Source organism: Pseudoalteromonas xiamenensis, assembly GCF_017638925.1.
In the GTDB taxonomy this organism is placed as follows: domain Bacteria; phylum Pseudomonadota; class Gammaproteobacteria; order Enterobacterales; family Alteromonadaceae; genus Pseudoalteromonas; species Pseudoalteromonas xiamenensis.
Genome location: NZ_CP072133.1, coordinates 3,467,904 through 3,492,806, shown reverse-complemented (window position 1 = coordinate 3,492,806; position 24,903 = coordinate 3,467,904). Strand labels below are relative to the sequence as shown.

General features: G+C 42.4%; 14 protein-coding genes and 1 pseudogene. 2 read left to right on the top strand and 13 right to left on the bottom strand.

Features of this window, described 5'->3' with window-relative positions:
• Positions 1 to 65: 65 nt before the first annotated feature.
• The 9 genes from J5O05_RS16880 to pgi form a co-directional block, all read right to left on the bottom strand.
• Positions 66 to 1,601: a tryptophan halogenase family protein gene (locus J5O05_RS16880; RefSeq protein ID WP_208843056.1), complete on the bottom strand. Its 1,536-nt coding sequence runs from the start codon at positions 1,599 to 1,601 to the stop codon at positions 66 to 68.
• A gap of 3 nt (positions 1,602 to 1,604) precedes the next feature.
• Positions 1,605 to 3,164: a tryptophan halogenase family protein gene (locus tag J5O05_RS16875; RefSeq protein ID WP_208843055.1), complete on the bottom strand. Its 1,560-nt coding sequence runs from the start codon at positions 3,162 to 3,164 to the stop codon at positions 1,605 to 1,607.
• Positions 3,165 to 3,377: 213 nt separating this feature from the next.
• Positions 3,378 to 5,948, bottom strand: coding sequence for a TonB-dependent receptor (locus tag J5O05_RS16870; RefSeq protein ID WP_208843054.1), 2,571 nt, complete (start codon positions 5,946 to 5,948; stop codon positions 3,378 to 3,380).
• A 289-nt stretch (positions 5,949 to 6,237) separates the two neighbouring features.
• A complete protein-coding gene (locus J5O05_RS16865; RefSeq protein ID WP_208843053.1) occupies positions 6,238 to 7,758 on the bottom strand; it encodes a tryptophan halogenase family protein in 1,521 nt (506 codons plus the stop codon).
• 61 nt (positions 7,759 to 7,819) lie between these two features.
• The gene (locus J5O05_RS22015; protein ID WP_244369700.1) at positions 7,820 to 9,451 is read right to left on the bottom strand and encodes a TonB-dependent receptor; all 1,632 of its coding nucleotides are present in this window, start codon (positions 9,449 to 9,451) and stop codon (positions 7,820 to 7,822) included.
• Positions 9,441 to 10,472, bottom strand: a complete 1,032-nt coding sequence (locus J5O05_RS22010) for a TonB-dependent receptor plug domain-containing protein (RefSeq protein WP_244369698.1) — start codon at positions 10,470 to 10,472, stop codon at positions 9,441 to 9,443. The genes J5O05_RS22015 and J5O05_RS22010 overlap by 11 nt, the downstream gene beginning before the upstream one ends.
• Positions 10,473 to 11,108: 636 nt before the next feature.
• Positions 11,109 to 11,819 (bottom strand): 6-phosphogluconolactonase, encoded by a 711-nt coding sequence (gene pgl / locus J5O05_RS16855; protein WP_208843052.1) that lies wholly within the window; start codon positions 11,817 to 11,819, stop codon positions 11,109 to 11,111.
• Positions 11,819 to 13,291, bottom strand: coding sequence for a glucose-6-phosphate dehydrogenase (gene zwf, locus J5O05_RS16850; RefSeq protein WP_208843051.1), 1,473 nt, complete (start codon positions 13,289 to 13,291; stop codon positions 11,819 to 11,821). The genes pgl and zwf overlap by 1 nt, the downstream gene beginning before the upstream one ends.
• Before the next feature lie 279 nt (positions 13,292 to 13,570).
• Positions 13,571 to 15,211, bottom strand: coding sequence for a glucose-6-phosphate isomerase (gene pgi, locus J5O05_RS16845; RefSeq protein ID WP_208843050.1), 1,641 nt, complete (start codon positions 15,209 to 15,211; stop codon positions 13,571 to 13,573).
• Between the two features lie 311 nt (positions 15,212 to 15,522).
• Between pgi and J5O05_RS16840 the strand changes: the two genes are divergently transcribed.
• Positions 15,523 to 16,557 (top strand): LacI family DNA-binding transcriptional regulator, encoded by a 1,035-nt coding sequence (locus tag J5O05_RS16840; RefSeq protein ID WP_208843049.1) that lies wholly within the window; start codon positions 15,523 to 15,525, stop codon positions 16,555 to 16,557.
• A 24-nt stretch (positions 16,558 to 16,581) separates the two neighbouring features.
• On the opposite strand, the gene J5O05_RS16835 is transcribed toward J5O05_RS16840, so the two are convergent.
• From J5O05_RS16835 to glk, 3 genes are all read right to left on the bottom strand, one after another.
• On the bottom strand, positions 16,582 to 18,822 hold the full coding sequence (locus J5O05_RS16835; RefSeq protein ID WP_208843048.1) for an aminotransferase class V-fold PLP-dependent enzyme: 2,241 nt from the start codon (positions 18,820 to 18,822) through the stop codon (positions 16,582 to 16,584).
• A gap of 254 nt (positions 18,823 to 19,076) precedes the next feature.
• Positions 19,077 to 20,093 (bottom strand): LacI family DNA-binding transcriptional regulator, encoded by a 1,017-nt coding sequence (locus tag J5O05_RS16830; RefSeq protein WP_208843047.1) that lies wholly within the window; start codon positions 20,091 to 20,093, stop codon positions 19,077 to 19,079.
• A gap of 9 nt (positions 20,094 to 20,102) precedes the next feature.
• On the bottom strand, positions 20,103 to 21,116 hold the full coding sequence (gene glk / locus J5O05_RS16825) for a glucokinase (RefSeq protein ID WP_208843046.1): 1,014 nt from the start codon (positions 21,114 to 21,116) through the stop codon (positions 20,103 to 20,105).
• A gap of 281 nt (positions 21,117 to 21,397) precedes the next feature.
• Here glk and J5O05_RS16820 point away from each other — a divergent pair, with 281 nt between their 5' ends.
• Positions 21,398 to 22,417, top strand: coding sequence for a LacI family DNA-binding transcriptional regulator (locus tag J5O05_RS16820; RefSeq protein ID WP_208843045.1), 1,020 nt, complete (start codon positions 21,398 to 21,400; stop codon positions 22,415 to 22,417).
• Positions 22,418 to 22,498: 81 nt separating this feature from the next.
• Here J5O05_RS16820 and J5O05_RS16815 read toward each other — a convergent pair.
• A pseudogene (locus J5O05_RS16815) lies at positions 22,499 to 24,893 on the bottom strand (glycoside hydrolase family 15 protein).
• Positions 24,894 to 24,903: the final 10 nt, after the last annotated feature.

The window sequence follows — 24,903 nt, the reverse complement described above, 5'->3', positions numbered from 1 at the left end:
AGACTAAACACGTTCGCGACCCATTATATAAAAGTAGCGAGTCTCACGAACGTGTTTAGGCTTACCTACATTTTTTGTATACCGTATTGGCGTATTGCATTTAACACCTGACGGTTCTTTTGTAACTGTTGTTGTGCTTTATGTTTTAACTGTTCTACGTGGGCAAAACATTGTTTGGCGACTTCATCTCGGTGACAAGCAAACTGATAGGCTAGCGCATCAACCTCGAATCCCATGCCATTTAAAACGTATTGATAACTATCTTGAGGGAATGGCTCAAAAACATGCTCAAAATCGTATTTACTCACCGGCCTATCGTGCCAGTCTTCTAACATTAGACTCAAACTTTGCGGTATAGACTTTGGCAACTTATTCGCTTGCCAAAACGGCTCTTGTCGTTTGGAAAGCACGTAGTGCATCTTGATAAAATCGATGGTTCGTTGCCAACGAAAGTGAAAGGACTGATTGTATTTTTCAGCAGAGCGGTTCATCTGACGGTCATTGCGAGGAAAAAGTTCAGCGATCATATTTGCCGAAGCTTCAATCAAAAAAATAGCCGAGGCTTCCAGTGGCTCCACAAATGCGGCAGAAAGCCCTACCGCAACACAATTTTTGTGCCAGAACTTTTCTCGATAGCCACAATTCATTTTAATATGCTTGGCGTTTAGTTTTCCTTTTTCGTCTCCGATGTATGTTCTAAGAATGGATTCTGCTTCATCGCTACTCATATAATCAGAACAAAAAACATGTCCCGTGCCCCGCCTTGACTGAATGCCAATATCCCAGATCCAACCAGCGGATTGGGCTGTAGAAATGGTCGCACTCGCAATATCTTGCTCTGCTGATTCATAAGGCACTTGTATCGCGATAGCTTGATCAACCAATAGCTGATCTTTGATAGAGCAAAACTTTACGCCAAGACTCTTGCCAATCAATAGTGCTTCAAAACCCGTGCAATCAATGTATAGATCGGCAATCAGACGCCCTGCATTGTCGGTGTCAACCGAAGCAATTCCCGTATCGTCAGAATGAACTTGCACTACATTTGCGATAAGGTGCTTTACACCTAATTGTTGTTGTGCATGTTCTTTAAGTAATTCCACAAGCTTACCGGCATCTAGATGATAAGCGTAATTCTGAAGACCTTCATAGGGCCGATTTGTAATGAGCTTGGGTGACAACCCTGCTTCACTTAATGCGGGTTGTACACTGACAGTATCAGCATAACTTTGACCTTCCGAATACTTATACCAATAAGGTGTAAGGTTGAGTTCAGCGCTATCTAAAATGGAGGTAAAAGCATGATAATAGTGATGATTCACGCCATTTATTGGGGGCTGATGCCAATTTACAAACTTGGTGCCTTGTTTAAAAGACGCGTCAGTTCGATTTAAAAATGTTGCTTCATCAATACCAATACTCGCTAGCGTTTTACGCATAGTGGGCCAAGTTCCTTCCCCTACACCTATCGTTGGTATATCGCTCGATTCCACTAAGGTAACTTGGACCCCTTCAGGTGAATTCGCACTCAGTGTCCTTGCCAATTTTGCTGCTGTTAACCAGCCCGCGGTCCCCCCTCCAACAATTAGAATTTTTTTCATAATTTAAATCCTCGTAAACCCATGGAGTTGAACTTTTTTAAGTAAGTCTCGGTGTGAAGGCAGATGTTTCACGAGCTTTTCTGATAACTCAGCAACAGCCGTCATTTTTTTAGCAGCAAGATGTTCATCAACAATCAATGGGTGGCTTGCCTCAATCTTTGTGTCAAACTCTAATCCATAAAGCACGTAAAGATAGCTATCTAAATTAAAAGGCTCCCATGCTTGTTCGAAATCATAACGAGTAGGAGGACGAGTTTTCCAGACCTTAAGGTTTTCTTGAAGGTTAACAGGGATAGAATTCAAATCGCAGTTGTCTTGCCAATATGCTGTATCTCGTCTGTCAGAGATACAGTAATGTAACTTAATAAACTCAATTGTCCGCTCCATTCGCATTGTAAATGAACGATTAAATTTATTTTCTACGTACAGCATGTGTTCTCGCGAGGCCGGCATTTGATCCGCTAACATATTTGCTGCCGCATCAAACAAAAATATGGCTGATGCTTCTAACGGTTCAACAAACCCACCCGACATACCAATTGCGACACAGTTTTTATGCCAAAATTTTTCTCGGTAGCCTAATTTGAGCGGAATAACTCTTGCTTCACATCCCTTTGCATCATCACCTAAATAATCTCTAAGCGTTTGTTCTGCAGATTCAATTGTCGTGTATTTGCTACTAAAAACATGACCGACTCCACGACGATTAGTCAACGCAATATCCCAAATCCAACCGGCATCTTGTGCCGTCATTATCGTATGGCTTGGAATTGTGACATTTTCTGATTTATACGGGACCTGTATAGCAATCGCTGTATCATTAAAAATAACATCACTAATGTCATGCCATGGAATACGATACGTTTTTTCGATAAGAATTGGGTTACTTCCGCTACAATCAACAAATAAATCACCGTCAATTGTTGGTGCAGTATCACTATCGGTATGAAGTTTTACAATGTACTCTTGTGCATCAAGTTCAACCTCTTGTACATTCGCAAGAACATGGTTAACACCAAGTTTTTCAACGCAGTGCTTAGTTAAAAATGCCGCAAATTTACCTGCATTTAGATGATATGAATATTCTTGTACCGCCATATACTCTGGCGTGGTCATTTCCTTAGGGCCACGATTAGCATCACAAACATGGCTTTGCGATGCTACAGCGTAGTCGTAACGCTGTGAGGTTCTATTCATTAACCAATAAGGCGCTAAACTGAAATCGTATGAAGAATGATTAACTGTATTTAGAGGATGGTAGTAACGATGAGTTTGACCATTTTTGGGCACATTCCAATTAACAAATAATGCCCCTTGTTTGAATGTTGCGTCACATTCCCGCATAAAATCCGCTTCAGCAACACCTATTTTTTTGAGTGTTGCGCGTAAATTAGGCCAAGTACCTTCTCCAACACCTAAAATAGGAATATTTGGCGATTCAACCAATGTGACTTTCTTATTTGTATTTGACGTCACTTTAAGTTGTTTAGCAAGCGTCGCTGCAGTTAACCACCCTGCTGTGCCGCCGCCCACGATAACGATGTGATTTATTGGCTGTGTCATTTTAACTCCCTAACAACTCAAGTTAAATTAAAACAGAGTAGATATAATGTGAACCAAATCTTTTCAATTTATTGAAGTGTCGCTGACGAATCATTATGTTTCTAAGCGACTAAAAACGGAGATACTCTCATTGACTTCAGTCTATTTCGAATGGTTTGTCGTCAGTGAAAAGTTGCATAAAAGGAAGGCATAAGCCTTCCTTTTAATACGACCTTAAAAGCGATAAGACACTTTTAAGTACGTGTTACGACCATTGTCTGCATGTAAACGCATGGCGTTGTACACACTGAGACGTTGGACGGTTGTTTCTTCAAGCAAGTTTGTCGCTTCTAAGCTTAAATCTACATTTTCATTTACATGCCATGTCGCAGAAAGGTCAAGGAAGGCATGCGCATCCCAGAATGCATTACCACCGATGCCTGTACTTTCTGCAATGTAATCATCGCGATAGTTATAAGCTAGGCGAAGTGCAACCAGTTCAGTCTCATAATAACCGGTTAAGTTATAGGTGAGTTTAGAAAGTCCTGGTAAACCTTCTTTTTTAACGCCAACAAGCGCACCGTTGCTATCAAGTTGGTTAGCAAGCCCATATCCCTCAGCATAAGTAACGTTAGCAAGTAATCCAAAGTCGCCAAATGACTGCTGATATTGGAACTCTATGCCTTCTATCTTGCCACCTAAGCCTTGAACGTTCTCTTTAAGTATTCTGGTTTCACCGTCCACTTCTAATTTACTCACCTTACCACCTGAGATAACGAATGATGAGATGTCTTTATTGAAGAGTGTGACAGAGAAAAGTGAAGACTCGTTGAAATACCATTCAACACCGATATCCGCTTGCGTGGCGCGATATGGGTCTAAGTCAATCGAACCACGTGTATAGGTTTTCGTCGTATCGTTATAACTCGAAGCTGGATTCATATAGCTGTAGTTAGGACGACTCATCACTTTGGATGCAGAAGCGCGAAGAATTACATCTTCCGCAAGATCCACAGCTAAGTTGAAGCTTGGCAACCAATCGGCATAGTCATTCTTTTCTTTTTCAATGCTGCTTAAGCTCACGAAATCATAATATTGTGCAGAGGCTTCTGTTGATACGTAACGTAGACCAACGTTTCCTCGGTAACTTTCACCAGAAAAATCACCTTGCACATAAGCTGCAAAGATATCTTCTTTAACTTTACCCCAACCAGCTTTTTGAAGCGTTGAACCCGTCTTGAATTTGTCAACGTGAGCACGTACTTTATCGCCATCAACACGAGCAACATTGCGTGGAGAACCGTCAATTAAACCCACACCAGAGTGATCAAATGTACCATCTGCAAAATCAGCTTTAGTAAGCAAATTGCCATTAGCATCAAGATTTACTCCAGCACCTAAATCCCACTTATTAGCATAACTAGAAAATTCGTGGTCACGGAGTTTTAGACCGGTTTTGATATTCGTCACAGCGCCAAACTCAACTGGGAAATCGAAATCAATTTGTGCAAAAGATTCTTCGTCTGAACGAATTGTTTCAACAACGTTAGGTACACCCATCACGTATTCTGCATGATTACTTGCATCTGTTCCAACTGGCTGAAGTAACATGTCTTTTGAATGAGTCATATCAAAGATGATTTGTTGGTTAGGTGCTTGCGACGTCCAACCAATTCCATAGTTGCCGCCATCACCACCAGATGCTTCTGTTTTACCAATCTTAGCGTTTAGTGAGTAGTTGTCCGCTTTATAGTCGACATCAACTGAATACACTTTTGTGTCCACTTCAGCATTTCGTGTATTTTGGTCATCATAAGGACCTCCCGCAAAAGTACCATTTACAGCGAAACCTTCTGTTGGGGAAAGACCTGTCGCACCGGTAACTTTACTATTAAAATCTGCAGCATCACTGCCTGCGATAATCAAATAGTTTTGGTTCGAGTTACCAGCATCTAAGTCGACACCGAAATAGTTTAACGAGATGTCTAAATTAGCGCTTGGGGCGTACTGGACAACGAAATTCAGCGCATCACGTTTACGAGTTTGATTAAACTCAGCAATACCTGCACCCGCCCAACTGTCGTCTAAATAGTTTTCTGCTTTATGCGCACGGCCAACCGTTTCAAGCGTGGATAGTGCACCTAAGAACCCCCACGTTTCTTCATCGTTTTTCCAACTTACAAGCCCAGTTCCACCGTAACCTGTACCATCAGAAATGCTATTATCTTGTGCTTCAAGTGATCCAAAAATAGTTAATGAATCTAATTGCAGAGGTTTACGTGTACGCATGACCACCGTACCACCTACACCACCTTCATCAATAGAAGCAGTCGGCGATTTGTATACATCAACGCCCGCAACCATTTCCGTTGGCATGAGATCCATGTCAAATGAACGTGTCATTGCTTGTTGAGAAAACCAACCCGTCGATGCTACGTAATTACCATTTAAAGATACGTTGGTTAGCTCAGGGTTTGTTCCCCTAATTGACACTGAACCACCTTCACCCGCAAAGTTACGAGTGATCGACACACCCGGAATACGTTGCAGCGACTCTGCAATGTTCTTGTCCGGCATCTTACCAATGTCTTCTGCCGTAATAGAATCGACGACTGCATTAGCAAAACGTTTGGTATTTAATGACGCTTCCAAAGAGCGTCGAATACCGCGAACTTCGATGACTTCAACACTTTCGCTAGCTTGGTTTTCGTCTGCGGCATAGGCGATGTTAATGGATGCTGTACCAGACAAAATCAAACCAACGTTTACCGCCAGTAAGCTTTTCTTAAAATTATTGGTAAACACAGAATTCCCCTTGTTATTTTTTTGCATTCAACCTTGCAATAATGACAACGCTGTCAATCTTACTTTGTACAACATAGCGCCAAAAGAACAAATAATCCACAACTTATCCAAATAATTTATTGTAATTTTTTCATCTTTAACATTTAAGTATCATTTTCTAGGGCGGAGTATTGAAGTAGAAGATTAAAACATCAGAAGGGATAGAACAAAAAACATACTACCCAGTAAGGAGAAACCGCTTTTGCATTATTGAAAAGCGGTCTTTATTGCTAAAGGAGTATATGGATGCTCAGCGCTCTAGCCGCGCCATCGCTTTGTTAAGCCCATCGAGCCATTGGCGGTGTAGCATTAAATTACGCTTTGCATTATCTAAGTGTACCGGATTTTCCCCAAGTATCTGCTCACATTTCTCAAATTCAATATTGTTCATATTAGGTAGATCAGTCGAATACTGCATGCCATACAACACATACTGGAAGTTTTTATCATCAAACAACTCAAAACGACTAAAAAAATCGGATTGGATGGGAGGCCTTAGCTTAAATTTCTGCAACTTTTGAGTTAGTTCCTTCGACCACGTTCTAACATCCCTATTTTCTTCCCAAAAGCCGCTGTCTTGTCGGTCAGAAATACAATAATGCAGTTTGATAAAGTCCACAGTTCTATCCCACGCATACCTAGTCGCTCGATTAAAATCTTCTTGGAGCGTAGGAATATCTTCAATTGTTCTTGGAAAATTGCGACACAATAATTCCGCAGAAAAATCTGTCAATAAAATTGACGTAGCTTCCAATGGCTCAACGAACCCCTGTGCCAGTCCCAACGCTACACAATTTTTATTCCAAAAAAACTCTCTATAACCAACTTCCATTGGTATTTTTCTCGGATTGAAATCGGATTCAGGGATTTTTAAATACTTCGCGTATTGTGTTTTAGCCTCCTGTTCACTCATGTATTTACTGGAATACACAAATCCAGTGCCACGCCTATTCGTAAGCGGTATATCCCATATCCACCCAGCCGAATGGGCAGTCGCGGTCGTGTACGGCCTTATTTCTTCATTCGCAGCCAAATCCACTTGTTGAACGAGCGCGGTATCCACAATGAGTTCTTCTGACTTAGAAACAAAAGGAGTTTGCAGTGTTTTATCGATGACAATGGAAGAAAATCCACTGCAATCAACATAAAAGTCAAACTGAAGCTCCTCGTTATCTCGCGTGACTAAACTGCTTACATTACCAAATTCATCTTTTGTCGCTGATTTAATTGTCGCGATTAAGTGCTTAATACCAAATCTTCTTTTTGCATTGTTCGATAACAGCTCTGCGAATTTAAGTGCGTTGAAATGATAAGCATAGGACACGACGCCCTCGTAATCACCATTGGATTTATGCTTTGGCGACAACCCAAGTTCGCATAAGTCTGCTTGAATACCTACAGAGTCAAAACGTAACCCTTTGGTCAACATATAAGAGGTGACATTAAATCCCTTCGGATAAGGCACATCAAATGGATGATAGTAGTGATTATCACCATGAATGTTTGTATCTAACCAATTAACAAATTTAATCCCTTGTTTGAAGGTCGCATCGCATTTAACAAGAAACTCCGCTTCAGAAATTCCAAAGCGCTTTAGGCTGTTCATAATATAGGGAACAGTCCCTTCCCCCACACCAATAGAAGGCACATCTTGCGATTCAATTACGGTGATTTCCAACAATGAATTGTGGCTTAGTTCTGCACCAAGGTGATTTGCAGCTAACCACCCTGCCGTACCGCCACCGATGATAGCCACTTTTTTTATTTGCATACGCTATCTCCTACCAAAAAAAAACCCAGCATACACTGGGTTTTTCTCAACGTTCGAGCAATTAGAACTGGAAGCTTACACCTACACGGTAAATCGCTTCTCCACGGAATGACCACGTTGGGAAGTCATCTTGTAGAGCCGGTTTTACCGCAGTGCCAACACCCGCTGCACCGTATTGAACATCGTCTTCTTCTGTTAAGTTAACAATTTCAAGACGTGCAACTAGGTTCTCGTTAATGTTCCAACCGAATGTTAAATCAAGTGTACCGAAGTCATCATGCATACGGTTACCATAGTACGCGCCGTATTCACGGATCATGTACTCTGAACGCCAGTTATATGCTGCACGAGCTGAGTAAACATCGTTTTCCCAGTATGCCACAAGGTTTGCACTGTGCTCAGATGCTTCTGTAAATTTGCTTAGGTTATCAGTATATACTTCTGCTGGAGCTTGCGCATCCGCGTATGTATAGTTCACGTTGACGCCAAAACCATTATCCCAAGCGTGGTTGACTTGAAGTTCAAGACCGAAAATCTCACCACCGCCAGCATTCTTATAGTTGTTGACTGTCCAAATGTCTGCAGGCGTAGGAATATCGTTATTAATTACACCGATTTGTTGATTTGTTTCAGTTGTAGCAACGATAAAGTTTGAAATATCTTTGTAGAACAACGTTGCAGATGCAAGGTTGCCATCACCATAATAGTATTCAAAACTTAAATCAGCTTGAGTTGCCTTCATTGGTTTAAGGTCTGGATTACCATATGTAATTTGTTCGTTGAAATCACGATCATCAGGGTAACCCGTTGAAGCAGATAAGAATAAGTTATCGTAGTTCGGGCGCGTGATCGCTTGACCAGCTGCAAAACGGATAATCTTATCTTCAGATAGGCTGTACGCAACGTTCAAACTTGGTAAAAACTCACTGTAACTGCCATCTACAGAGTGTAGCTCTTCACTCCAACCAGCGTTAACGCCTAAAATATCTGCTGGAGAGTTATCGATTACGTGGCCGCTCGATGTTACGTCAGTCTTAACATAACGTACGCCAAAATTACCACGATAATCTTCAGAAGCAAACGAGAACATACCGTATGCAGAGAAGTTATCTTCTTCTATTTTTCCGTAAGCTGGACGGCTATAAGCGAATTGATCAACGAGTGACAACGTTGCATTAATCATTGCATCAAGGTTTGCTTTAGGAATTGTCCAACCGTCATAACCTAAAGGCATTGTGCCGCTATAAAGGTCCGACGTTTGGAAACTATTTTCTTTGTTTGCATCGTAGATAGCGCGATATTCTTGTTTAACAAATTCATGTTTAGTAACACGCACACCTGCTTCAAACTTGTTGATTACATCAAAATCTAAATCAAGATCTAAATCAACCTGAGCGTAGGTTTCTTTATCTTCGTTTGGACCTTTAATACCAGTCCAAGTTGACGTGCCTACTGTTGTATCAAGTTGCTCGCGTGTAAAGCCCATGTCCTTACCATCGATACGGATTTGTTTACCCGTTGCATCAACAGTACCACTCCATTTTACCGCACCAAACTTGTCACCCCACCAACCGTAACCGAAGTTCGCACTCATCTGAGTACCGCCTTCCGCTTTTGTACGGCCCACAGTTGCAGCGATTGAATAGTTTTCGCCCTTGTAGTTTCCATTGAACTCATAAGTGTCAGACGTCATTTCGCCTTGACGAGTTCCAGTTTTGGAAGAAGATTTTAGACGCTTTATCTTCTGGTGTTACGCTAACTGTACAAACACCAGCACCATTGAATTTTTGACAGAATGAATCACCATCACCCCAATCTGTGTCAGTATTGATGTACATGTTAGCACCAATACTATCCGCACCCAGCTTTAGTTTTAATACATGAAAATCAAAGTCTAAGTTTTCAGAAGGACGGAATTGGAAAGTTGTATCTAGCGCTTTGCGCTCTTGTGATTGGAGGAAGCTTGAAGGCTGGATAGACGAACGACCACCCCAATCTAAGTCAGCTTCTGTACCTTGGCGTAGATATTCACGGTCAACGTACGCTCCAGCAACTAGAACACCAAAAGACTCTTCTTCGTTTTTCCAACTGTACAATGCAGAAATATCAGGAGCTACATTTTCGTTTAGCGTGCCGTATTCGCCTTTTACAGATGCAAACATTTGGTTAGCTTTTAAATCAAGTGGCTTACGAGTTTTAACGATAACCGTACCACCGATACCGCCCTCAACAATGTTTGCCTGAGTTGATTTGTAAACTTCCATACCACCAATCAATTCTGCAGGTAGCATTGAGTAGTTAAATGAACGGTCAATGTTCATTTGGTCGTACCAACCCGTTGACGCAACATTTTGACCATTTAACGTGGTTAACGTCATACGAGGATCTGTACCACGAATCGATACTGATGAACCTTGACCAAACGCGCGACCTACGGTGATACCAGGAATACGGCCAAGTGCTTGACCTACGTCTGCATCAGGTAATTTACCGATGTCTTCCGCATTCACCGCATCTACGATGCTGTTTGCAAAACGCTTTTCATTGATGTTGGCCTTATTTGACGCTCGTAAACCACGAACTTCAATAACTTCAACACTTTCTTGAGCCTGCACTTGATCAGCAGCTTGAACAGCACCAATCGAACCAGCGCCTGCGAGAACGATACCTACATTTATAGCAAGTAAGCTTTTCTTAAAATTATTAGCTAACACAGGATTCCCCTTGAATCATTTTGTTGGTTTTTAAATCACTTCTGCCCAGTGAAGATGACAACGCTGTCATCTAATAACAAACCATACACCCAAAATTACAATTTAGCTACACTTTTTTTCGTAGTAAAACACTACCAAAAAGAGTCTATTAGCCATTGTTTTTATTGGGTATTTTAAAAATTAGTTGTGATTTGTTACATTTAAACGCGAGGAATATAACACAATAAAGACAGAAATTAGAAGTAAAACACGGCAAAAACAACGCCAACTTTACCTTTTTTGGGTATGTCGATAATTTAAAGAATTGCTCACTGGGCAAAGTTTGCGATTCAGGGAATTGAGATTACCTATCAATGACAGCGCTGTCATTATATAACCCAAGCATCATTATTTCCACCATTAAATGACAAAAATCGCGTTAAGATGTTTTTCAGATCAGTCACGTCTAGTCTGTTCACAACGTTTTGCTTTAGAAAAAGGGCAAGAGCTTAGCGGTTCGTTTAGTGTTGGCTAAAAAAATCGAGAAAATAAATATAAGCTTTTGATTTATAGTTTGATTTTTTTAGATATGCGGTGTGTGTGCTGTTAAAATTTAAAAAGCGCCTTTCGACGCTTTTTATGATCTGATTTTGGGTCTTACGGCGACCAAAATACGGTTAATTTCAAATCTTTTTGATTCAATACAGCTCGAAGCGGCATGTCTTCTACTACCCCACCCGCTTTAGCTTGTTCATAAACAGCTTTCTTATCTTCACCACTAATGAGTAAGATAACATGTTTACTTGTTGCAATACCATTTAATGAAAGTGTCATTCGCTCAGTAATGGAACCTGTCACTTCGCTTTCAATCGCATTAATCGCAGCGGTCAGATTATCGGTTTTTAGTGCTTCTTCGAGTCCATCTGCGTGAGGAAATAAAGACGCAGTGTGTCCATCAGAGTCCATACCAAGTATTGTTACGTCGAACGGTTTTCCGATTGCACGATACGCGTATTCGACATCACTATGCCCTAGGATTGCCGTTGGTGCCGAGTTTTTCATCGTAACAAACGATGCTGCTGCGCCGAAATTTTGTAAAAGCGTCGCTTTTATAAACGCCTCATTTGACTTTTCATGTGACGCATCAACCCAACGCTCATCAACCATAGCAACGGTAATATTGGCCCAACCAAGATTGACGGTCGACAAATATTCATAAGCCGCTTTCGGTGAAGAACCGCCAGACACGCCAAGTACAGCTTGATTTGATGTCCTAATCGCTTCTGAAAGTTCATTTTCAAGCAACATTGCAAGCTTAGATGTCATTACCTCTTTGCTTTCGAAGAAATGTTCCGTGATTGTCGCCATTAACACTTCTCTCCAGCGTTGAACCAAACGTGATTGTTTTCTTGAAGTAACTCATCAGCGTCATCCGGTCCCCAGCTCCCAGCTCGGTAAAGTGCAGGACTGCCTTTTTTCTGCCAGCGTTCGATGATTGGATCAATCCATTGCCAAGCTTGGCGCACTTCGTCACGGTGAATGAACAATGATGGATTATTCGCTGCAGCATCCAACATTAGACGCTTATACGCATCTGAATAATAGGTGTTCGTATATTTTTGGCTCAGTTCAATGTTTAACGTAACTGGCTCAAGTTGCATTTCTAAATTGTCCATTCGCTTTGACATCAGCGTTAATTGAATGCTTTCTTCTGGCTGTAAACGAATGACTAAGCGATTTGGTTGAATAGGACCTACCCCCTCGCCATAGACGTTATGAGATACCTTTTTGTATTCTACAACGATTTCGGCACAACGCTTTTTCATACGTTTACCCGTTCTAAGGTAGAATGGCACCCCAGCCCAACGCCAATTATCGATGTGCGCGCGAATAGCGACAAAGGTCTCTGTTTTACTTGACCCTTCACCGAGTTCTTCCAGGTATCCAGGCACCAATTTACCAGCTAAGTCACCCGGTACATATTGGCCACGAACAATATTTTTGTCTACGTTATCATCAATAAGAGGACGTAGCGCTTCAAGCACTTTAAGCTTTTCTGCTCGAATACTGTTCGCATTTAATTTGTGCGGAGATTCCATAGCCACAAGGCAAAGTAGCTGCAATAAGTGATTTTGGATCATGTCTCTCAGTGCACCAGCTTTATCATAAAAGCCAGCTCGGCTTTCTAAACCGACCGTTTCTGAGATGCTAATCTGAATATTGTCGATGACTTTTGCATCCCACATGTTTTCAAACAATGAATTTGAAAAACGCAAAGCCATTAAGTTTTGAACGGTTTCTTTACCTAAGTAATGGTCGATTCGGAAGATTTGGTTTTCTTCAAAGTATTGTGCTATTTTCGAGTTAATTTCTTCTGCAGACTTACCACAATAGCCAATTGGTTTTTCTACCACGACGCGTGACGTTTCGGTAATCAGCCCTTTAATAGATAAGATTTCGCAACAACGACCATAAACAGCAGGAGGTAACGACAAATAGAATACGCGAGAGCGGTCTTCAGCTTCCGTATCCAAAATTGATTTTAGCGTGTCCCAATGGTTATCTTCTTCTGTAACATTAATAACAACGGGAACTAGATAGGCAGAGAAGGCTTGCCAATCCTTTTTATTGTATTCGCCTTGACCTAAATGAGCCTGAAGCGCCTGATTTGCCATTTCAACGTATTCTTCTTGTTTGGCCGGCTCTCTGACTGTAGGTAGGATACGCGTCCCTTCAGGCAAGTTCCCTTCTTGATATGCTCTGTACATTGCAGGAAGCAACTTGCGAAGGGCAAGATCTCCACCACCGCCAAAAATCACAATATCAAAAGGATTAAGCATAGTCGTCTCTCTACTCGTTGAGGCCCATCAGTCATACCTGATTGGGCAAGAATATGGATTACTCTAAATTTAAACAGTATCAAATGTTTGTTTAAATGAACGTTGAATTCGATTGCAATAGTCAGGCTGAAGTTGTTGTTATTCGATTAAATGAGCCTTAGGGGCACTGTAATTCCTCTCACAAAAATACAGGCCCTAAGAACTCCAGCGCTACCCGTTCAAAGGTATTCTATCTCACATTGCGTGAATTCGTTTCTGCTGCGTAGTGCAACCAATTCTTTATCGGCGGGATTTATAGTAAGCAATTAGACTTGACGTTGAACTATCATGCTCATGGTTTACATCTTCGTTCAACAACTCGCTTTCAATCTTCGAAGCAAGACCTTTGCCTAACTCTACGCCCCATTGGTCAAAAGAACAAATTTGTAACAAGATACCTTGGCTAAAGATCTTATGTTCGTACATCGCAACTAAGCGACCGACCGCCTTAGCATCAACGGTATCCAAAATAATAGACGTTGTTGGTCTATTACCTTGATGAATTTTATGCGCGAGTAAAGCCTGAATTTCGTCTTCCGACTTTCCTTTAGCGACTAAATCTGCACGTACAGCTACTTCATCAACACCGGCCATCATAGCTTCGGTTTGCGCAAAGAAGTTCGACATCAAAATATCGTGATGAGCTCCCATCGCCACTTGTGGCTTGATCGACGCGATAAAGTCCGCAGGCACGATTGTATTGCCTTGATGTAAATACTGATAAAACGCGTGCTGACCGTTAATACCAGTCATGCCCCAAATAAGCGGGACCGTAGTGTAAGGTACAGTTTGTCCATCAAAAGACACTGATTTACCATTACTTTCCATCTCACCTTGTTGCAAATAAGCAGGCAACATGTGCAGCGCTTGGTCATATGGGAGTATCGCCTGAGCTTTATGACCGAGAAAACTCGTGTTCCAAAGACTCAATAACGCCATTAACAGTGGAATATTTTCACCTGCTTCTGCCGTTTTGAAGTGCTCATCAATCTCAAATGCGCCTTCAAGAATATCTTGAAACGCCTCAAAACCAAGATACAACGCAATTGGTAACCCTATCGCACTCCACAAAGAGAAACGGCCACCTACCCAGTCCCACATTGTAAACACGTTTTCATCTGCTATACCAAATGCACGTGTTTTTTCCAAATTTGTACTGACAGCAACAAAATGTTTTGCTATTGCAGCGTCGTCTTGTGCTGACGCCAAAATCCATGCTACTGAAGAGCGTGCATTTGTCATTGTCTCTGACGTGGTGAACGTTTTAGATGACACGACGAATAACGTTGTTTCTGGGTCTAGCTTGTTTAACACATGAGCTAATTGCACCCCATCAACGTTCGAAACGTAATAGATATCCAGCGTATCATCAGCAAATGAAGCCAGCGCTTCAGTCACCATTTGAGGACCGAGATTCGAACCACCAACCCCGATTGCAACTACGTTTTTTACCGCTTTGCCTGTATAACCACGCCAATCGCCAGAACGTACTTGTTCTGTAAATTGTTTTATTTTCGCCAGTTCAGCATTTACTTGTTCCGTAACATTCACTCCATCAACAATCAATGGAGTGTTGTCGCGATTACGCAACGCTACATGCAACACAGAACGATTTTCAGTGAAATTGATTTTTTCACCTGAGAACATGCGATTGCGCCATTGCGCAACATTACATTCTTCAGCAAGCTGAATTAACTGAGATTTAACTTCAGGAGTTATGAGCTGCTTTGAATAATCAAACAACACACCTGGAATTTGGCATGAAAATTTTTCAAAACGCTGTTTGTCTTGTTCAAAAAGTGATTTCAGGTGAACACCACCTAATTTCTTAGCACTTTCTGACAACACTTTCCAACTGGTAAGTTGTGAACGGCAACTCATATGTAACTTTCCCCTAAAACACAACAAGCTGAATAATAAGATTTTTTATCTAGCTCATTGCAAAATCTGCAAAAAGATATTGTTCGTTGTAGTTAACGATAAGTTAAAATGACAACGCTGTCAAACATCTTCTTTTCCAGTTTATATTGCGCATAATAGCTGAATTTTTCGCTTTTGACACCGGTATCATAAATTTATTTATGATCTTTTTGCTGCTAATTCTTTTTGACTTCCGATAGACTAGCTATTAAGCATGATATTTTAATGAAACAATTGCTCATTTTCTGATAGAAAGGTTTAAGAATAATAAAATGAAAGTCACTATTAACGACGTAGCGAAACTCGCTGGCGTGTCGATGAAGACCGTATCGCGTGTTATAAACAATGAGCCTTCGGTTCGCAAAAAAACCTATGACATCGTGATGAGCGCAGTAAAAGAGCTTAACTATCAGCCTAATTTAGCCGCACGAAATCTAGCAGGTACTTCATCGTTTACCGTAGGACTCGTGTATGATAATCCCAACGCCTACTACGTCATTGATATGCAAAATGGCGTATTATCACGATGTAGAAGAGAAGGTTATGAACTGGTTATTCATCCGTGTAGTTACTCAGATGAGAACATGGTTGAAGAATTCCAAACAATGATAAAGCGTTCTCGCTTAGCCGGACTTGTCCTCACGCCGCCTTTGTCTGAACAACAAGATATTATCGATTTGCTCGAGTCACTCGATGTTGAATTTGTTCGCATTCTTTCTGGACGCCCTTCTCAAGACGAAAATGAATCAAAAAACTGCATTTACGTTAACGACTATGCGGCCTCATATGAAATAACCGAACATTTAATACGCCACGGTCACACGAACATTGCATTTTTGTGTGGTGACGAAGAACATAAATCAACTGCTGAGCGCTTAAGTGGATATCAAGATGCACTCAAAGACAACCGCTTAGTCTTCGATGAAAAACTCGTCTACCGTGGTAACTACTCTTTTGAGTCCGGTGTACAAGGTGCTAAGGCGTTTCTGGAAGATGGCAATAAATTCAATATTTCTGCGATTATGGGTGGTAACGATGAAATCGCCGCAGGTGCGTTGTTCGCAGCAAGATTGATGAATGTCGCCATTCCAGCACAGTTATCAATTACTGGTTTCGAAGACTCTCCATTCTCGAAGCAAACTTGGCCAAAGTTAACTACAGCGCATCAGGAAAACGACGTCATTTCACAGCACGCTGCCCGTTTATTGTTTAGTAAAATTCGTGGACCTCGGAATCTGGACAAAGAAATCATGACGGTGTTCACCCCGTCTATGGTTGTACGAGAAAGCTCTAACAAAAGTGAGTAATTTCAGATTACGATTGCGGTGGCGCTAACTTAGCGCCACGCCTCCTTTCAAATTGCACACCTTGGTGAACCCCAAATTGCGTAAAGTCGTTGCGGCTTGTCGCGAACGATTGCCTGTTCTACAAAGCAACACATACGCATTATCTGGCGTGATAATCCCACGCAATATCGCATCCGCCATACGACTGAGAGGAATATTTAAAACTTCTTCGGATTCTTGGATCACTGAACAAGGGGTGCATTGAGCGCTGTGCTCATAGGCTTCTCTCGTATCAATGAGCGTCGCGTTATTTGCGTGCATCCACTCGACTGCATTTGTCGCATTCAACTCTTCGAACGCACTGTTTTGTACTGCATTGATAAAACCACACAGATCCAATTGCTCGGGTTCCGCTTCTTGAACACTCTGTGCAGCCTTATCCGCGACGAAATCTTCGACACTTAGCGCACCGGAAGTTAACGCAAACAACAAAGGCAACTGACCTTTTTGCACTTTCCACGTGATTGCAAAGCATTGTTTGTAGTCGTGTGCAGAACACATAACGGTATCAGGACTTAGAACCGTATCTAAATTCATCAAACTGCTGGCCATTGAGAAGGCATCTCCACCCTCTTTGTGTGTCGCCCCTAACCCATGCGGTAACACCAAGTCGCCACAAAAGCACAGCACAACTCGCTCAGTCTGATAAAGCAAATAACTCACACTGTCCGTAGAGTGTCCCGGTGTTTTCACTGATTTTAACGTTGCGTCACCAACTTTGATTTCATCTAGGTTGCGAGGCCAACCCAAGGCATCGCTTTGTGAGCTATCAAAACCAAGCATGTCACTTAATATCACGTGACCTGATGATCTGTCTTGGTGGTTATGCGTGTCTAGTACCGCTTTGACAATTAGTTGTTGCTTTTGAATTAAGCGTTCAAGTCTTGGCAGAAGTTCTACAATTGGGTCAATAATCACAGCTTCTCGATTGGCAGCTACATAGAGCCAACAACATGCACCTTGATGACGAAATTGGGTGACTCCAATTGCGCATGCCTCCTGATTGGGGTATTGGCTGTCTGAGACGATTAAACAATTTTGCGCTAGGATTGGTTTTAAAGAGCGAATACGTCTGCACGCTTCCTCTATCTGCTCCATAGTATCCGCTGGCCCAAAAGACATGCGGATCGCATTTTCACTCTGCCAATCAGATAATCCCATGGCATCCAGCACGAAACTCCGGTTTGACCCTGAACTGCACGCAGATCCACCACTCACACGAATGCCTGCAGCATCAAACAAATCGATAACCTCTTTAGAGGTTAAATTATCGACGGAGAAGTTAAGCGTAGTCGGCACTGAACGTGCAAAATCATGATGAAAAGACACTTGCTCAAAGGTATCGACAACCGCCTCTTTAAGCATGTCACGGTAATGTCCGAGTTGCTCATGTGATTGAAACGGCGATTGTTCCGCGTCAAGCAGTAGGCGACATAGCTCATTTAAACTCGCTATACCGGGCAAATTTTCCGTGCCAGAACGCATTCCACTTTCTTGCCCACCTCCGGCGATAAACGGCGTATACGGTGCATTATGGCGGATGTATAACATACCAATTCCTTTTGGTGCATAGAGTTTATGCCCAGAGAATGGTGCGTAATCAATGGTTGTTTCACTTAAAACTAGATTCCGTTTACCTAACGCTTGAACACAATCTACCATCCAAGCACATTCCATATTTTGGCTTCGAATTACGGCTTCTATAGCATTCAGATCTTGAATAACACCAGTTTCGTTATTCACAGCCATAGTACAAAGCATTAGTGCATCTTTGGCATGCGCTTCGATAAACGCGAGATCAAGTAAGCCATTTCTATCAACAGGAATGGACAAAATTCGTGCGTTTATGCCCAGTACCTGATTCCAATGTTTTAACGTGTTAGGTACCGCCTTATGTTCTGTCGCCCCGTACAGCAACACAGACTCCGGAGTAACATTTTTCTTCGCATTTAGTAACGCGGAAACTATTGCGGTTTGAATGCCTTCGGTTGCGCCAGAGGTGAAAAGAATATCACCATGCCCTGCCCCAACTAGTTCTCTCGCACGCTGTCTCGCCTGTTCCATGAGATGTTTCGCTTGCACTCCCGTAATATGGGAACTTGAAGGATTACCGAAACAAACCTGCATGGCATGCGTCACAACCTCAACGATAGAAGGCAAAACAGGTGTCGTAGCGTTTGCATCTAAATAGACGGGAGAACCGGCGCTCATGGACTCTAAAGACATTAACGGAACCTTATAATAATTTGAAATATCTTATACCCATTTTTACATTACTAAATCAAAAAGCCTAATAATGATTTGCTTGGACACTTTTCTCTTTTATGCGATTTTTAATCGTTTCACTGCTGAATTGCGCCATGAGAATCAGCCTTCTGCCGCTTGGCGGCATTGAGATAAGTATTGTTTAGATAATTGATAAAGGAAGATGCAAAACGAAAAAAGGCACCGAAGGTGCCTTTGACAAGTAACTGAAATCTTTATTTCTCAAGTGGAGCCGTTGACTCTCTGCAAATGAGTTTTGCTTCAAGAACGGTTTGGAACACCATATCCGGCGATTCTGTAATCGATAGGATCAAATGCTCTACCGCCAATCGCGTCATTTCCTCAACCGGTTGAGCAATCGTCGTTAAGCCTGGCCAAATATGGCGCGCAATAGGTGCGTTATCAAATCCAGCGATGGAAAGTGCTTCTGGTACTTTGAGTTGACGTTGTGTTGCCAATTTTAATACCGCAGCAGCCATGTAATCATTTGACGCAAAAACAGCCGTAGGACGTGGATTTAGGTCCAAAATGGTCTTCGCACTATCAGCCCCTGAATGATAACTAAAGTTACCTTCTGCAACTAATCGAGGTTCAAATGCAATACCATGATTTGCTAGTGCTTTCTTGTAGCCACTAAAACGAAGTTCCGTCGCCGAGTGATCAGGGTGGCCTTTAATAAACGCGATTTCTTTGTGCCCGAGTTTAATTAAATGCTCAGTAAGCTCAAGCGCCCCCTGTTCATCATTACTACGAACGCTGATTGAATCGTCTTCTTCAATAGCAGAAGCTACACGCGCGTATGGCAGTCCTTTTTTCTTCAAAAAGGCAACAAGCTCTTTTGAATCCGAAAAGGGTGGAGTGAGCACTAAACCATCCAAACGTGACGTTTGTAAAAGTTGTTCAATGTTTTCAATTAGTGCTTCACCGCGAAGTTCGCACGGGTGAATAAGAAGGTTGTAACCAAATTTATGGCAAGCCTCAAGCGCACCACTTTGGACTCGTGTGATGTAACTTTTACTTGGATTGTCATATAAACAACCGATAATGAAACTACGATTTCTCGCTAAACCACGCGCAATTGGATTTGGCGTGTAGTCCAATTCCTTAAATACCTTTAACACCTTTTCACGTGTTGCAGGGCTTACGTTTGGTTCATTATTCAATACGCGAGACACCGTCTTTTTAGACACACCCGCGTAGGTTGCTACACTATTAATGGTTACTTTTTTCATAAACGCCGACTACTTACCTCGTCCATGTAAACACGCTGCCGCCCCAATAAACGGAATGTTTTCTTGAGTAACGAGTGTCACTGGGATTTGTTTAGTATATTGAGACATCAATCCCTTTTCGCTAAAACGGTCTACAAAACGACTGCGCAACAAGCGTTCAGTCATTCGTGGCAATATCCCACCACCTATATATACACCGCCTAATGCACCAAATGTCAATGCTAAATCACCCGCTACACTGCCAATCCAATCACAAAAGTGATTAAGTGTCGCATCACACATTTTGCATTCCGGTGCTTTCGCTGCTATTTCAGCAGCACTCAAATCTTCTGGTTCTTGTCCATGTACTTCGCACATTGCTTCATACAAACGCACGATGCCGGGGCCAGAAAACACCGTTTCGATAGAAACGTGCTGATTATTTGCCTGCAACACCTTTAATAATTGTTTGTCTAGTTCTGTCACCGCTGCAAGCGAAATGTGCCCTGCCTCACAACTCATAACCGCACTGCCGTTAATATCACGAGCAAGACAAGCCGCACCAAATCCGGTACCTGGTCCCATAACGGCAATGTTACTATTTGCCTGAGACTGTCCTGATTTAATTTGTAAATTTTGTGATTCGTCCAAATAAGGCGCTGCAAACGCAAATGCAGCGAAGTCATTGATCACGAGGAGTGATTCAAATCCAAATTCCGCTTTCACTTCTTCTGCATTGAACTGCCAACCTAGATTTGTAAGATAGACCTGCTGCCCTTTTATTGGCCCCGCAACGGCGAGACAAGCACGTGTCGGCCTATCAATATCAAGCTCATTTAAAAAACGGGCGATTGCTGCTTCAAAAGCGCTAAAGTTGGCACTTGGATAAATAGAGAGGTGTTCAATAACAAAACTATTGGTTTGAATGTCGAAATCAGTAGCAACTGCAAAACGAGCATTGGTGCCACCGATGTCAGCTACTAAGATAGGTGAAAAGTCAGTTTGACTTTGATTCGTTGTCCTTGGACTTGTTGTCTGTGTCATGTTGTTTTCTCGTTTGTCGTGGCCTTATCGACCGTTATTAAGGTGCAGTCACCTTTTTGCTCTTATTTACTTTGATTTAATTAGTTGCACGCCTATCAAAGTAAAAAATGCTGCCCTCGGCAAAGGGCAGCCAATACGTTTTGACAACAAAATGATAAAACAGTGACATTATGACACCGGTGTCAGAATTCAGCAATAAAAAATTTCCAGCAAACGCAAAATTGGTTGAAAAAAATGTCAATTCACCGACAATGACGTAATGATTTTAGTTGAGGTAGTTTATGAAAGGTAAAGCAACTTCCTTTGACATCGCGCATTACGCTGGCGTATCTCAATCGACTGTTTCTCGCGCATTGAGAAACAGCCCTCTGGTGAATGAAGAAACCAAGCGTCGAGTTCGCGAAGTTGCGCGAGAGTTAAACTATAAAGTCGACAAAAACGCAAGTAATTTGCGCACGCAACAAAGTAGTACACTTGCTTGTTTGCTTTTTGAAGACCCCACAGGTGACGACTCTCAAATAAATCCTTTCTTCTTAAACATGCTAGGCAGCATTACACGAGCATGTGCAAAAGAAGGTTACGACCTACTCGTTTCCTTTCAGCAAATTAGCGATGACTGGCGAGCTGATTACGAAGATAGCCATCGAGCTGACGGTATTATTTTACTCGGGTATGGTGACTATGTGGATTACCAGTCACGACTCCAGCGGTTGCTCGACAACAATACAAAATTTGTATGCTGGGGCGCAACCGTCGATGGTCGTCCGGATCTCACCGTCAAGTGTGATAACTACGGTGGCGGCAAACTCGCCGCAGAGCATCTAGTACAAATTCGTCGCACGAACGCCGTATTCATCGGGGATGCGTCCAATCACAGTCCTGAATTTTTTGACCGTTATAAAGGGTTTCGAGACGGTTTAGCCGAACACAATGTCTTGTTTAGCGAGCGGAATATTGCCAATGCAATATCAACTGAAATGTCTGGATACCATGCAACTCGGTCACTCATCGCCAACAATGTCAAGTTTAACGCTCTGTTTGCTGCAAGTGACCTCATTGCAATCGGCGCGATTAAGGCTTTGCAAGAAGCCGGGATAAACGTACCTAAAGAAGTCAGCGTCATTGGTTTTGATAATATTTCAGCGGCAAGTTATGTGTCACCCGCATTAACCACCGTACAACAAAATACTACGCTAGCAGGCCAAATGATCGTCGCGAATTTACTTAACCTGATCCGGGGTGAAGCCGTAGAGTCAACGTTGCTCCCGCCGAAACTAATTGTACGTTCATCGACAAGTTAATGACCTCAAATATAATGGCCTAGAAAGCATAACTCATTGCGACATCTCCCAATAAAAAAGCCGGCATTTGCCGGCTTTTCACTATTTATTCAGCTTTTCTTCGACAATCGGGTAATAGTCCCAAACTTGTTTGTCTGACACCGAGCGAATTAGCTTAACATACTCTGCATGTGTCCAAGCCAGTGGCGTCGCTGAGTTTGTCCCTTCGCCAAATTGATAGTGTTGAGTATTTTTTCCTACATTATCCCACACCTGTTCTGGCAACATCATGCCCTCATTGGCAAACAACTCCATGCCTTTGACATAAGTGTGACGAATATCATCTAGTTGCTGTGTTGTTACTTCACCCTTTTGAGTTACCGCTGCGAGTTCATAATGACCACGTTCACCTGTGAAGAATGGCCAAACTCGGCCACGCTGGTTATCCGAATTGTGACCCATGGACGCGTAATTTGCACCACTCACCAAATCTTCTCCGTAACCGTCATTGCCGTATCGGCGGTATCCAGGAAAAGTACCTTCAACTCCGTCGAACGAGAATGAGTAGTGAACACGTAGATTGTCCTCAAGGCTTTCGTCGTCATATTCAGGCAAACTCGCAACGATGCTCGGTGCTGTTGCTTGACGTACGCCATAACGAACTAACTCTAAAAAGCCACCATCAATGATTTGCTTTTTATCCATCCCAATTCGACCATTATTTGGATTTAATGTACTGTCGCTATTCGGATTTGCATCTTGACCAATGCGGATGAAATACTGACCATCCGATTGTTTAGACGGTAACGTACCTTTAGTGGTGAACATGGTTTCTTCAACCGCATCGTCATATCGCATTGCAGTCGCAAGATACAACGTGCTGTTTTCATCGTCTTTGACTTGTTTCGCAATATCACTTGCGGTAATCAAGCCAGCAATAACTGCGGCTGTCGTTGAAGGCGAATAACCGGGTTGTTCCTCCCAGCGCTCCTGTTGCGTCATTGGTGGTTTAATGTCAGTGTCATTCCACAGAATTTTCGCTTTTCCACCATGAACAAGAAAATCCGCTGCAGGTTTCAGCATATTGAAGTACCAGTATTCGAGCTTTTCGGTACTTAATTCCCCTGCTTGCCAAAGTTTCCATGCCAACATAATTGGCATTGCGGTTTGGTCGAGTTGTACTCCAACCCACTCAAGCTCACCGTCCACATGTGTTTTCTGTAGAAACCAACCTGAATCGCCTTGATTGCCCGGAGTCGATTCAGAGACTTGCACTTTTTGTAGATATTCAAAGGCTGTCAGTGCTGTTTTTGTATCGCCCATCGCCATAAACGCCATGGCGACTTGATAGAAGTCACGTACCCAAACCGCTTTGTAACCTGTTTTCCCTTCTTCTGCTGAAACGGTGTCCCCCCAAGGATTAGATAGCGACGCGATAAGAGCGCCCGCATACGTTTTATCTTCCTGAGCTTTCAATACCATCGCAGATGTATTTAACAACTTGCCATTGTCGGTTGTCGTCGCATACAAGGTATTCAGGGGTTTTAAACTGGCTAAATAATCTTCCCAACCATAGGCCTCGCCAACGCCGTTAAAGTTACTAAGTACCTTTTGATAACCTGCTTTTAGCGACTTTTCACCTTCGGCAAAACTGAGTTTTTCGCTAAGCCCGAAACTCAAGGCGAAATCTACTGCCTCACCGTCCTTAATTTTTCCGACCGAAGCTAACCAATTGATGTTACCTGTCTCTTGCCCAGTATTTTGATAGGCTTTTTTAATTTTCTGCGACGCTTTGAGGCTCTGCTAAATTGTCACTTTGACCCGTAAAGCCCACACTCGCTACAGCAAAAGGCTTACTTGCTTGGAGCGTGAGGTATTTATCTGCCTCATGTGCAACCAAACCCTCTTTTGCAACAAACGCCGTGTCACCAATTCCACTGTTATTCACGTATGGATTCACATTCACGTAAAGTTGAAGGTCGGTCCTTTGAGTATGCAAAATGGAGCGTACGAAAAGTGTTTGGCTGTCAGGATCGGTGAAAATGTGCTTTTCAAGCGAGAATCGGCCTTTAGGATCTTTGCTGACTACTTTATAGGCTAATGATAGAGGACGTCCTTGCGAGTCTTTGTAAAGATAATCCACCGACACGTCCAATGCATCTTTTTCCGTTACCGTAAAATCGTCGCCCACAACGACAAATTGCATATCTCGGATTTGTGCTTCATGGATAAGCCCAAACATGGATTCAGTAATGATACCTTGGGCAATTGAAAACCATACTTTCGAGACAGGCCCAGTGACTTCATTCTCACTGTATCGACCTTCATGATAGGCTTCATAGGAAGTACCGATGCCTGTTTTGCCTGAATATGCCCAAAATGGCTTATCACCAGGGGCGCCTGGCGCAACAGATTCAACCGACTGTGTGACTGGTTGACTACAACCGACTAAGTTACCAGCTAGCGCCAATGCACTGATAATGCTTATTTTTTTCATATTATCCTCG